Annotated in this window: 12 protein-coding genes; 8 read left to right on the top strand and 4 right to left on the bottom strand. The window is 70.5% G+C overall.

Annotation, left to right across the window (positions count from 1 at the left end; genetic code table 11):
* Nucleotides 1–40: 40 nt before the first annotated feature.
* Nucleotides 41–1,861 (bottom strand): ABC-F family ATP-binding cassette domain-containing protein, encoded by a 1,821-nt coding sequence (locus MBEBAB_RS13370; RefSeq protein WP_021698525.1) that lies wholly within the window; start codon nucleotides 1,859–1,861, stop codon nucleotides 41–43.
* Nucleotides 1,862–1,965: 104 nt separating this feature from the next.
* Here MBEBAB_RS13370 and MBEBAB_RS13365 point away from each other — a divergent pair, with 104 nt between their 5' ends.
* From MBEBAB_RS13365 to MBEBAB_RS13360, 3 genes are read left to right on the top strand one after another with little or no spacing between them, the layout of a single operon-like run.
* Nucleotides 1,966–2,409, top strand: a complete 444-nt coding sequence (locus MBEBAB_RS13365; protein WP_242397176.1) for a TetR/AcrR family transcriptional regulator — start codon at nucleotides 1,966–1,968, stop codon at nucleotides 2,407–2,409.
* Nucleotides 2,409–2,522, top strand: coding sequence for a hypothetical protein (locus MBEBAB_RS18730; protein ID WP_373852948.1), 114 nt, complete (start codon nucleotides 2,409–2,411; stop codon nucleotides 2,520–2,522). The genes MBEBAB_RS13365 and MBEBAB_RS18730 overlap by 1 nt, the downstream gene beginning before the upstream one ends.
* Nucleotides 2,519–2,857: a DMT family transporter gene (locus MBEBAB_RS13360; protein WP_021698523.1), complete on the top strand. Its 339-nt coding sequence runs from the start codon at nucleotides 2,519–2,521 to the stop codon at nucleotides 2,855–2,857. Before MBEBAB_RS18730 ends, MBEBAB_RS13360 begins: the two co-directional genes overlap by 4 nt.
* 107 nt (nucleotides 2,858–2,964) lie before the next feature.
* Here MBEBAB_RS13360 and MBEBAB_RS15870 read toward each other — a convergent pair whose 3' ends face one another.
* The 3 genes from MBEBAB_RS15870 to MBEBAB_RS13350 form a co-directional block, all read right to left on the bottom strand.
* Complete coding sequence (locus tag MBEBAB_RS15870; RefSeq protein WP_081703541.1) at nucleotides 2,965–4,413, bottom strand: hypothetical protein; 1,449 nt, start codon at nucleotides 4,411–4,413, stop codon at nucleotides 2,965–2,967.
* Nucleotides 4,410–5,531 carry a M14 metallopeptidase family protein gene (locus tag MBEBAB_RS15865; protein WP_081703540.1) on the bottom strand — a complete coding sequence of 374 codons (1,122 nt, stop codon included), beginning with the start codon at nucleotides 5,529–5,531 and terminating at the stop codon, nucleotides 4,410–4,412. Before MBEBAB_RS15865 ends, MBEBAB_RS15870 begins: the two co-directional genes overlap by 4 nt.
* Nucleotides 5,532–5,695: 164 nt before the next feature.
* Nucleotides 5,696–5,902, bottom strand: a complete 207-nt coding sequence (locus tag MBEBAB_RS13350) for a hypothetical protein (RefSeq protein ID WP_021698521.1) — start codon at nucleotides 5,900–5,902, stop codon at nucleotides 5,696–5,698.
* 156 nt (nucleotides 5,903–6,058) lie between these two features.
* Between MBEBAB_RS13350 and MBEBAB_RS13345 the strand changes: the two genes are divergently transcribed.
* The 5 genes from MBEBAB_RS13345 to MBEBAB_RS15860 all read left to right on the top strand — a co-directional run bounded on the left by MBEBAB_RS13345 (nucleotide 6,059) and on the right by MBEBAB_RS15860 (nucleotide 11,508).
* Nucleotides 6,059–6,409: a hypothetical protein gene (locus MBEBAB_RS13345; RefSeq protein ID WP_045319383.1), complete on the top strand. Its 351-nt coding sequence runs from the start codon at nucleotides 6,059–6,061 to the stop codon at nucleotides 6,407–6,409.
* Nucleotides 6,406–8,025: a methyl-accepting chemotaxis protein gene (locus tag MBEBAB_RS13340; protein WP_021698519.1), complete on the top strand. Its 1,620-nt coding sequence runs from the start codon at nucleotides 6,406–6,408 to the stop codon at nucleotides 8,023–8,025. The genes MBEBAB_RS13345 and MBEBAB_RS13340 overlap by 4 nt, the downstream gene beginning before the upstream one ends.
* A 155-nt stretch (nucleotides 8,026–8,180) precedes the next feature.
* Nucleotides 8,181–8,660 (top strand): YcgN family cysteine cluster protein, encoded by a 480-nt coding sequence (locus tag MBEBAB_RS13335; RefSeq protein WP_021698518.1) that lies wholly within the window; start codon nucleotides 8,181–8,183, stop codon nucleotides 8,658–8,660.
* A 50-nt stretch (nucleotides 8,661–8,710) separates the two neighbouring features.
* The gene (locus MBEBAB_RS17780; protein ID WP_021698517.1) at nucleotides 8,711–10,639 is read left to right on the top strand and encodes a PAS domain-containing protein; all 1,929 of its coding nucleotides are present in this window, start codon (nucleotides 8,711–8,713) and stop codon (nucleotides 10,637–10,639) included.
* Entirely contained in the window at nucleotides 10,639–11,508 is an 870-nt protein-coding gene (locus MBEBAB_RS15860; RefSeq protein ID WP_021698516.1) for an ATP-binding protein, read from the top strand. The genes MBEBAB_RS17780 and MBEBAB_RS15860 overlap by 1 nt, the downstream gene beginning before the upstream one ends.
* The last annotated feature ends 123 nt before the right edge of the window (nucleotides 11,509–11,631 follow it).

Here is an 11,631-nt window from a genome sequence, read left to right as displayed (position 1 = left end):
ATGGTCCCCCTCCCCCGCAGGCGGGGGAGGAAGGCCTGGTTCACCCCGCGAGCGCGGCCTTCTTCTCCTCCAGCTCCAGCCATTCGGTCTCGGCGGCGTCGATCTGGTCGCGCAGGGCCTGCAGTTCGTCGGTCAGGCGCTGGAAGGCGGCGGGGTCGCGGGCGTAGAGGTCCGGGTCGGCCAGTTTCGCCTCTTTCGCGGCGATGGCGGCGGGCGCCTCGGCCATCAGCCGCTCGATCTCCTCCAGCCGACGGGCGTCCTTGTAGGACAGCTTGCGGGTGGGCGCGGCGGGGGCCGGTTTGGCGGCCGCCGGCTTCGCAGGAGCGGCGGGCGCGGCGGTGGACGCCTTGTCTTCGCTCAGGAACCCCGGGTTCTGGCGCACGAAATCTGTCCAGCCGCCGGGGGTCTCCACAACCCCGCCCCGGCCGTTCAGGGCGATGGTGGAGGTGGCCAGGCGGTCGACGAAATCCCGGTCGTGGCTGACGAGGATCAGGGTCCCGTCATAGTCCGCCAGCAGCTCCTCGAGCCGGTCGAGCGTGTCCATATCCAGGTCGTTGGTGGGCTCATCGAGGATCAGCAGATTGGCGGGCTGGGCCAGGGCGCGGGCCAGCAGCAGCCGGTTGCGCTCGCCGCCGGACAGGGTCGAGACCGGCTGGCGCAGCTGGCCGTCGGTGAACAGGAAGTCCTTGGCGTAGGCGGCCACATGCTTGGGCGTGCCGCGCACCATGATGGAGTCGCCGCCGCCCGGCGTCAGGGCGTCGCGCAGGGTCATGTCGCCGGTCAGCTCGGCCCGGGCCTGATCCAGATAGACCGGCTCCAGACCCACGCCCAGCTTGACCGACCCGGAGTCGGGCTCCAGCTCGCCCAGCATCAGCTTGACCAGGGTGGTCTTGCCGGCGCCGTTGGGCCCGACGATGGCGATGCGGTCGCCGCGCAGGATGCGGGTGGTGAAGGGCGGCAGGATGACCCGATCGCCGAACGCCTTGGTCACCCCGCGCAGTTCGGCCACCCGCTTGCCGGACTGGCCGCCGGAATCCACGTCCAGGGACAGTTCGCGGGGCTGGTCGCGCAGACGCTCGGAGCGGTCGGCGCGCATGGCGCGCAGCTGGCGGGCGCGGCCCTCGTTGCGGGTGCGGCGGCCGGTGATGGAGCGGTAGAAGGCGTGGGTCTCGGCCTCGATGGCCTTGGACAGGCGGCGCAGGGATTCGGCCTCCTCGGCCGTGACCTGATCCGCCCAGGCGTCGAAATGCTCGAAGCCCCGGTTCAGGGTGCGCACCTGGCGCCCCTCCAGCCAGTAGCAGGTGTTGGTGACCTTGTTCAGAAAGGCGCGGTCGTGGCTGACGGTCAGCACGGCCATGCGGGACGCGGCCAGCTCCTGCTCCAGCCGCTCGATGGCCAGGATGTCCAGGTGGTTGGTGGGCTCGTCCAGCAGCAGGACGTCGGGCTCCTCGGCGAAGGCCTTGGCCAGGGCGGCGCGGCGGATCTCGCCGCCCGACAGGCCGGTGGCGGCCTTGGCGGGCGACAGGCCGAAGGTCTCGAGCCAGCTTTCGGCGGTCCAGGGCTCGGCCCCGCCGGAGACGGCGTAGTCCAGAAGGGTCTCGCCGGTGATCACCGGCTCCTGCGGCACATAGGCGAAGCGGGTGCCGGTCTGGACCGTGCGGTCACCGGAGTCCGGCTCGATCATGCCCATGACCAGCCGCATCAGGGTGGACTTGCCGGCGCCGTTGCGGCCCACCAGACAGCCGCGCATGCGCGGCTCGATGGCCAGATCGACCCCCTCGAACAGGGGGCGGGGTCCGTCCTGCAGGCGGATGTCCTTGAGCGCGATGAGGGGCGGTCTTGAGGCGTTCTTGGCGGCCATGATGTTCCGTCAGATGGGGAGGCGCGCCCTATACGTCATCCGGGGCGGCCATGGCCACCGTCTCGGCGGCTTGAGGTCCAACCGTCCAGTCGGTATGGACGTCCATGATCCCCGTCCCCCGCCGCACCGCCGAACAGACCCGCCAGCTGATCCTGGACACCGCCATCGCCGTGGCCGCCGAGGGCGGGTCGCTGGCCCTGACCCTGGACGCGGTGGTCGAGCGCCTGCCGGTCAGCAAGGGCGCCCTGCTGCATCACTTCCCCACCAAGGCCGCGCTGCTGGAAGGCATGATCGACGAGCTGGCCCGCCAGCACGTGGAGGAGGTGCGGGCCGAGGCTGCGAAGGATCCGGAGGCCTATAACCGCAACGCCCGGGCCGCCATGCGGGTCAGCGTGGACAATCCGGGCGACGAGCAGGATCTGGTGCTGGGCCGCGCGGCGCTGGTGGCCTGCGCCATCGACCCGGCGCTGGCGCGGCGGTGGCGGGCGGGCACGGACGTACTGGCCGAGGATGACCCGGTCGATCCGGCGGGGCGGGACGACGCCTGATGCTGCGGCTTCTGGCCAATGGGTTGTGGATGTCGGACCTGTTCGGCCTGTTCGACGTGACCCCGGACCAGCGCCGGGCCATCGGCGCGCTTCTGACCGGCCCGGCGAAGTGAGCCCGATCACCTGGCTGGCGCTGGGGGCCGCGATCCTGCTGGAGGTGGTGGGCACCAGCCTGCTGCAGGCCTCCCAGCAGTTCACCCGGCCCGTGCCGACCGTCGGCATGGCGGGCTGCTATCTGACCGCCTTCTATCTGCTGTCGGTGGCGCTTCGGGAGATCCCCGTTGGCCTCGCCTACGCCATCTGGAGCGGCATGGGCGTGGTGCTGATCGCCATGATCGGCTGGGTGGTGTTCAAGCAGCGGCTGGACGCCCCGGCCATCCTCGGCCTGGCCATGATCATCGGCGGCGTCATCGTCATCAACGTCTTCTCGAAGACCGTCAGCCATTGAGCCCAGGCATCACCGGGTGTGCGACGGCCCCCGGAACACGGCGTTGAGGAACAGCACGTCCAGCCCGCGCATGAAGCCCCGCGCCGAGGGGTCGTGGGCGAAGCCGATCAGCTGCCTGAGCCCAGAGACTGGGCCACCACGGCGGGCTTGTAGGCCAGCTGGGCGCGGTTCTCGTCCCAGATGTAGCCTGCCGCGAGCAGGTCGTCGGGACCGGCGAAGCGCACCACATTGGCCCCCTGATCCAGCCGCAGGGGGGCGTAGATCTCCGAGCCCGAGGCCAGGATGTTCAGCTCCGGCGCCACCCCGGCCGCCAGCCAGTGGTCAGGGTCGGTCGTGGCGCGCAGCAGGATGCCGGGGATGGAGTCCGGGCTGCCCTCGGCCGGGCGGACGACGTTTCGCAGCTGGTCCGGGCTGGTCAGGATCACGCCGGGCACGGTGGCCTCGTCGGCGGGAGCGGGGGCCTCGGCGTCCTCGTCGGCGACCCGGCTCTCCAGCCGGGTGGCCAGCATCTGTGAGCCGGGCTCGGACATGAAGCCCATGCCGCCGCCGACGCCGATCAGAACCCCGCCCTGACGGGCCCAGTCGCGCAGACCGGCCACGCCCCGCTCGCCCAGCGCAGCGGCGTAGCCGCCGCCGTCGGGCAGGATGATGACGTCGTACTGGCTGAGGTCCGAACCCGCTATCTGGGCGGTGCGGATGATGGTGACCGGATAGCCGTATTCGCGCTCGATCATCCAGCGCAGGCCGCCCGCCGAGGTGGGGCCGGTGGGCGTCTCCCAGGCCATGGCGATGCGCGGGGCGCGGGCCACCGAGGCGCGGTCCGAGCCGAGGCTGGGGCCCGCGGTGACCCAGGTGTCGGCGACACCCTCGACGACGGCGCCGGTGTCCGTGGCGATGCGGGCGATTCGGGCGGGGGCGTCATCCGGGTTGGCGCCCCGGGTCAGGACCAGCGAGCCGGCGGGCCAGTCGCGGCCGTCCAGGGTGAAGCCGGCTTCCAGCGCGCGCACGTTCAGGCCGTCCCGCAGGGCGGCGGTCAGGAAGCGCATGCCCGACAGGCCGGGACGCACGATCCAGGCGGCAGCGCTCCGGCCGTCGATGACGCCGCCGGTCAGGGGCGCGTCGCCGGACAGGGGCGTGACGGCCACGCCGGGGCGGCTGCGGCACTGGATCGCCGGGGTGTTGTAGGCCAGCGGCAGGGCCCAGGCGGCGATGTCATAGAGCTGGTGGTCCAGCCCCTGGGCGCGGCGGCGCTCCTGCTCGGCGGTGAAGTCGGCGGGCAGGCTGACCGAGGGGTCCAGCAGCACCCGGGCCAGTCGCCCGGCGGGCTGGGCCAGGTCGATCACATAGGTCCCGGCGGCGTGGGAGCCGCAGGCGGAGAAGCCCGCTCCGGCCACGCCCACCTCGACGCCCTGCGAGGCCAGGGACCGGGCCAGGCGGTCGGCGGCGGCGGGGTCGAAGCCGGTGCGCGGCAGCAGGATGGCCCCCAGGCGGCGCCCCTCGTCGATGGCCGAGGCGTGATAGGCGTGGAAGTCGGATATCAGCCGCTGCCGGTTCACGGCGGCGCGTCGATGGTGGACAGCGAGATCAGGAACTGGCTGCGCACCGTCTCGAACAGGGTCAGCAGGCTGCCGTCCGAGCGGCGGCGCACGTCGCCCCGGGCCGAGCCCTGCTCGTAGGTCATGGCGATGGCGCCGGAATAGCCGGGCCAGTTGTCGCCGTAGCCGGGGTAGAAGGCGTCGAAATACTCGCGGGTGAAATAGGCGATGCCCGCCTGATCGAAGACCTGGCCGTGGGCCCGGCCGATGACCTCGCGCATGGCCAGCTGGCTGGGGGTGAACAGGGGGTTGAAGGGGTCCGCCTCGGGCGGGAAGAAATAGGTCTGGTCGGTGCCCATCTCGTGGATGTCGGCCACCACCTGGGGCTTCCACTGCATCTGCAGGGCGGCATGGCCCCGGGTTTCGGGCTGGGTCTGGGCGAACCAGTCGCGGTTCAGGTCGAACAGATAGTGGTTGAAGCGCCCGCTGGGCCAGGGCTCGCGGCCCTGCACCGACTGGACGTCGGGATCGGACTCCAGCCCCTGGCCGGCGCGGTAGCCGTTGATGAAGCGGTCGCGGCCGTCGGGGTTCTGCGTGGGGATCAGGACCACCACGGTATCCTGCAGCATGCGCTGGATGCGGGGATCGCCCCGGGCGGCCAGCAGGTGGCGGGCCACGGCCATGGAGGCCTCCGCGGGGCCGACCTCGTTGCCGTGCACCGAATAGGCCAGCCAGACGATGGCGGGGGTCTCGGCGATCAGCCGCTGGGCCGTGGCCGCATCGGTCGTGCGCGGGTCGGCCAGGGCGCGGGAGGCGGCGCGGATCTGGTCCAGCCGGGCGATGTTCTCGGGCGAGGAGATGGCCGCCCAGATCAGCCGCCGCCCCTGCCAGGTGCGGCCGTACTCGCCGGTGACCATGCGGTCCGGCGCCGCTTCGGCCAGGGTCTCCAGATAGCGATGAATGTCGGCCACCGGCGTCAGCCGCTCGCCCACCGGATGGCCGATGACGCCTTCGGGGGCGGGGATGGCCGTGTCCAGATTGGCCCCCGGAAACAGGTCCTGCGCCTGTGCCTGGGCCTGGGCGGCAGGCGCCAGAAACAGGCCGCAGACCAGCGCGACGACAGACAGCAGACGGATCATGAAACGGCCCCCGGGTTACGGGGACAGGCTTAGCGGAACGGGGGCCGGGGGCAAGGGCGGACGTCGGGGAAGTGCACGGTGCAATTGGTGCAATTGGTGCAATTCCGGGGGCGAGGGGCTGAGGGGGCAGTGACGGGCCGTATGAAGCGCCGTTTTCCCTGCCCCTAGCCCTCCCTTCGCAGCAGCGCCGCGCGTCGGGCGATGCTCGCCAGCGGTCGCTCGCCCTCCGTCCGCCGCAACCCGTCCAGAAACCCCGGGTGCTGGCGTTCGGCCTCGGCGAGGCCCACGGACAGGCCGGCGCGGAAGTCGGCGCCCAGGTCGCCGTTCGCGGCCTCGGCCATGCGGCGGATGATGGTGATGGTTTCGCTCACGGCGGTCTCCGTCTGGAAGCCGCCGACCCGAGCCCTTGGTACGACGCCGATCCGTCCTGGTCGAGCGAATGTTCGCCCTATGTTCCACATTCTGTGGATGGCTGACTCCCCTTGGGGATTATGAGAATTTTAAAGGCCTGAAGGCCAAGTGCGAGAATGGGCGTCGCGTCGAGAATTACTGTTTCAGCACAACGTCGCCGCCCCTTTGCGGCGACCCTGCTGGTGGGCGCCGCCATCCTGATCTCCCTGGCGCCGGCCGCTGGCGTCGCGGCCCAGCCCCGAGACCCCCACATCGTCGCCGTCGTGTTCCCGCCCTGGTGGACGGCCGCGCGGTCGGACGCCGTGGTCTCGGCCATCGGCGTCGTGAGCCCGCAGGACAGCTCCGAACTCGTGAGAGTGGTCTACGGCGGCCCGCACCTGATGGACGAGCTGAAAGCGGCGGGGGCCTGGCTGATTGTTGATCCGGCCGTCGCCGGATGCCTCACACCTGGAAACTGGACATCATGATCTGGCAACCGAAAGACCTCGCCGCCCAGCGGCACGGGGGCGGACTCATCCTTCTGGGCCTGAGCTGGGTCCTGACGGCCATCAGTGCGGCGGCAAGCCTGCTAGGGGGCGAGTTCGTCCTTTCGGCCGCCGTGATGAGCATGGTCGGCCTGGCCGCCGCCCATACGGCGGTGTTCTGGCTGCTGGGCGTGAACCAGGCCGGGCGCATCCTGTCGGTCATCCTGCTGGTGGGTCAGGTGTCGCTTATGGTGTCCGCCCTGAAGGGGCACGAGTACCAGATCGACATGCACATGGCCTATTTCGCGGCCCTGGCGGTCACGATCATCTATTGCGACTGGCGCGCCATCGCCGCCGGGACCGCCGCCGTGGCGATCCACCATCTGACCCTGAGCTTCCTGCTGCCCAGCCTGGTGTTTCCCGGCTCGGCCAGTCTGGAGCGGGTCATCTTCCACGCCGTCATCCTGCTGGTGGAGGCCGGCGTCCTCGCGTGGGTGGCCGCCAGCGTCGTCACCATGTTCCGGGTGACCTCGGAACGGACCGCCGAGGCCACCGCCGCCGCCGACCGCGCCAACGAGGCGCTGGCCTCCGCAGCGGCGAGCCGGACCGCCGCCGATGACCTGCGCGCCGAGACCGCCGACCGTGAGGCCCAGGTCCAGGCCGAGCAGCTCGAGGTGGTTCAGGCGACGGCGGCGGGATTGTCCGCCCTGAAGCAGGGCGACCTGAGCTACCGCATCACAAGCGCCTTCCCGGAGGCCTATCGCGTGCTGCAGAGCGACTACAACGCCGCGATCCAGGACCTGGACGAGGCGGTGACCCACATCGACGCCAACGCCGACACCATCCACGAGGGCGCGACCCAGATCTCGGCGGCCGCAGACGACCTGTCCCGGCGCACCGAGCAGCAGGCCGCCGCCCTGGAGCAAACCGCCGCCGCCCTCGACCAGATCACGGCCACCGTCTCGCGCACGTCCCAACGGGCGCAGGACGTGGGCGCCCGGGCCGGCGCGGCCCAGCGCGATGCGGAGGCCAGCGGCCAACTGGTCGAACGGGCCGTGGCCGCCATGGGCGAGATCCAGAAATCATCCGACGAGATCAGCCAGATCATCGGGGTGATCGACGAAATCGCCTTCCAGACCAATCTGCTGGCCCTCAACGCGGGTGTCGAGGCGGCGCGCGCAGGCGAGTCCGGCCGGGGCTTCGCGGTGGTGGCCACCGAGGTCCGGGCGCTGGCCCAGCGATCCGCCACGGCCGCCAAGGAGATCAACGCCCTGATCTCGACCTCATCGAGCCAGGTGCGTGAGGGCGTGGGCCTCGTCGACCAGACGGGACAGTCGCTCGTCACCATCGTCGGGCAGGTCGGCGCGCTGCACGAGATGGTGGCTGAGATCGTGGCCTCCGCGCAGGAGCAGTCCAGCGCCCTGGCCGAGGTCAATGTGGCCGTCAATCAGATGGACCAGACGACCCAGCAGAACGCCGCCATGGTGGAGCAGTCCACGGCCGCCAGCCACAATCTGCTGCGCGACGCCGCCGAGCTGCATCGGCTGATCCGGCGGTTCCAGGTGTCGGCGAACCGGGCCATGCAGGACGGGGCCGACGCCTCTGTGCTGGCGGCCTGATCCGCGCCGGAGGCGGGTCCGCCCTTCTTTCCCCGCTCGTCCATCCCCCCGCGACATCGGCGGTGATTACGGATATGGGGGGGCGCGATGGAATTGGTTTCGTTTTCGGTGGGTTGCAGGACGGTCGGGCGTGTAGGCGCCCGGGGGGCGCGGACGTGAGCGCGTTCTGGGAGACCAAGTCGCTGCAGGAGATGACCGCCGCCGAGTGGGAGAGCCTGTGCGACGGGTGCGGGCTGTGCTGTCTGGTGCGGTTCGAGGATGAGGACACCGGCGAGGTGATCCCCACGCGGGTGCACTGCAAGCTGTTCGATTCCACGGCCTGCGCCTGTTCGGACTACGCCGGGCGGCAGGCCCAGGTGCCGGACTGTGTGAAGTTGAGCCCCGCCAATATCGGGGGTCTGAATTGGATCCCGAAGTCGTGCGCCTATCGCCGGCTGCATGAGGGGCGGGGGCTGGCGGACTGGCATCCGCTGATCTCGGGCGATCCGGAGAGCGTGCACCGGGCCGGGGTGTCGATCCGGGGCCAGACCATCAACGAAATGACCCTGAACGAGCCCGAGGACGCCCTGGACTTCGAGGCGCCCGAATGGATGGCGGAGCGGGGCCTGCCCGGTAGAAAAAACCGCGCTCGCTAAGAAAGCCTTTGTCTTATGGCGCCAATCTCCCGCGCCAGGGAGGACGGTGTTTGTCGGACGGAGACTCGCACACCAAACAGGCGGAGACCGGCGAGGCGTCGCCGTTCGACCGGCTGACCAGTCTGGCGGCGACCCTGTTCGAGGCGCCCGCCGCGCTGGTGTCGATCACCGACGGGCATCGTCTGCGGTTCCGGTCGCGTCTGGGCATCGACGTGGCGGAGGTGGACCGCGAGACCGCCTTTACGCCCCATGCGGTGGAGCTGGGGCAGGGCGGCGTGCTGGTGGTCGAGGACGCCAGCCTGGATCCCCGGTTCGAGAACAGCCCCCATGTGGCCGGCGATGGCTGTGTGCGGTTCTACGCCGGTGCGGTCATCACCACGCGGGACGGGCGCAACGTTGGCGCGCTGTGCGTGCTGGACGACAAGCCGAGGCCCCGGCCGGATGAGGCGAAGCTGAAGGCGCTGAGGAGCATGGCGCAGCTGGCCGCCGACATGCTGGAGAAGCGCGAGGAAGCCCTGTCGGCGCGCGAGAGCCTGGAGATGCTGGACATGGCCGAGGCCGTGTCAGGGGTCGGCCACTGGCGCGTGGATGCGCTGACCGGCGAACTGAAATGGTCGGAGCAGGTCTATCACGTGCACGGGGTGGACCCGGACAGCTTCGAGCTGACCGTGGCGAACGCCCTGGCCCTCTATCACCCCGATGACCGGGCCGAGGCGGAGGCCAAGGTTCGCGGCAGTCTGGAGACAGGCGAGCCCTACGCCTTCAAGCTGAGGATCGTGCGGCCGGACGGGGAGGTGCGCCTGGTGCAGTCGCAGGCGGTGACCCAGTCGGACGCACAGGGGCGGGTGACCGCCCTGTTCGGCGTCTATCAGGACATCACCGACCGGGAGGAGGCCCTGAACCGGGCCCGCAGGAACGAGAACCGTTACCGCCTGCTGGCCGACAACATCAGCGACGTCATCACCCGGGTGAAGGCGGACGGCAGCAGCAACTACATCTCGCCGGCGGTGGAGCGGGTGATCGGCTGGTCACCGATGGAGATGGCCGGGAAGAAGGCCCAGGACTTCCTGCTGGAGGAAGACCGGCCGATCTTCCTGAACGCCCTGGCCGAGGTGCTGAAGACCGGCGAGCCGCGCCGGGTGCAGTACCGGGCCCAGCACCGGAACGGCGAGATCCGCTGGGCCGAGAACAACATGCAGCGGGTGCAGAACAGCCGGGGCGAGCATGAGGTGGTGTGCTGCATCCGCACCATCGACGACCGCAAGGCCCTGGAGGACGAACTGGTCCAGACGCTGGAGAAGAGTCGTCGGCAGGGCAGCCGCTATCGTCTCCTGGCCGAGAACATGGCGGACGTGATCTGCCGGGTGCGGCCGGACGGGACGTGCCCCTATCTGTCGCCGGCCGGCGAGCAGATCCTGGGCCTGAGCCGCGAGGAGATGATCGGGCGCAAGGCCCAGGACTTCCTGGTCGAGGCGGACCGGCCCAGGCTGTTGCGCGTGCTGGCCGAGGTGCACCGGACCGGCAAGAGCGCGACTCTGGAGTACCGGGTGCAGCCCAAGGGCGGTGAGCCGGTGTGGGTGGAGGGCAGCTTCCGCAAGGTGGCGGAGGACGACCCGGAAGGCGAACTGATCGCGGTGATCCGCGAGATCGGCCCGCGCAAGGTGCTGGAGGCCGAGCTGACGGCGGCGAAGGATCGGGCCGAGGCGGCGGCCAAGGCCAAGAGCGAGTTCCTGGCCAACATGAGCCACGAACTGAGGACGCCCCTGACCAGCGTGGTCGCTTCGCCGGACTGCTGGGCCAGAGCCGGTCGCTGGGCGACGAGGAGCGGCGCTATGTGGAGCGGATCGCGGCGGGCAGCGAGGCCCTGCTGGCGGTCATCAACGACATTCTGGACTACTCCAAGCTGGAGGCGGGGGCGGTGGAGCTGGACCCGCACAGGTTCGACCCGCTGGCCCTGGCCCAGGCGGGCGTGGAGCTGATGGAGGGCCAGTGCCGGGCCAAGGGCCTGTACCTGAAGCTGGAGACCGACCCGGACCTGCCCCCGGGCCTGATCGGGGATTCGGGGCGGTTGCGGCAGGTTCTGCTGAATTTGTTGTCCAACGCCGTGAAATTCACGACCGAGGGCGGGGTGACGGTGACCGCATCCTGCGAGCCGGGGACGGACGGGCGGGTGTGGCTGTCGCTGTCGGTGAAGGACACCGGCGTGGGGGTGTCCGACGCCCAGGTGGAGCAGCTGTTCGACCGCTTCACCCAGGCGGACGCCTCGACCACGCGGACCTTCGGCGGGACCGGGCTGGGCCTGGCCATCTCGCGCCAGCTGGTGGAGATGATGGGCGGCGAGATCAGCGCCTTCGGGACGCCGGGCGAGGGTTCGACCTTCTGGTTCCAGGTTCCGCTGCCCATGGCGGACGGGGCGGAGGATCAGGCCGAGGGCGAGGCGGTGCGCGCCATCGGCGCGGCGCGCATCCTGATGGCTGACGACGCCCCGGCGAACCGGGAGCTGGTCAGCGTGCTGCTGGGCGGCATGGGGCTGACGGTGGACACGGTGGAGAACGGCGCCGAGGCCGTGGAGGCGGTGCGCCAGGACGCCTATGACCTGGTGCTGATGGACGTGCACATGCCGGTCATGGACGGGCTGGACGCCACGCGGGCCATTCGCGGGCTGGGCGGCGGGATCGGGCGGATTCCGATCATCGCCCTGACCGCCAATGTGGGTCGCGAACAGGTGCAGACCTGTCTGGAAGCCGGGATGAACGGCCACCTCGCCAAGCCCATCGATGTGAACCAGATGGCCCGGACCCTGTCGGACTGGCTGAACGCCGACGAGGCCCGCCTGGCGGTGGGGTAGGGGCCTTTCGTTGCGCCTTGTATCCTCCCCCGTTCTTCACGGGGGAGGGGGACCACGAAGTGGTGGAGGGGGTGACTCCATCCAGCGTGCTTGAAGCTTGCCCCCTCCACCGCCTGACGGCGG

The sequence above is a fragment of the Brevundimonas abyssalis TAR-001 genome (genome assembly GCF_000466985.1).
GTDB classification, from domain to species: domain Bacteria; phylum Pseudomonadota; class Alphaproteobacteria; order Caulobacterales; family Caulobacteraceae; genus Brevundimonas; species Brevundimonas abyssalis.
This window is presented reverse-complemented; position numbering and strand designations above follow the sequence as displayed.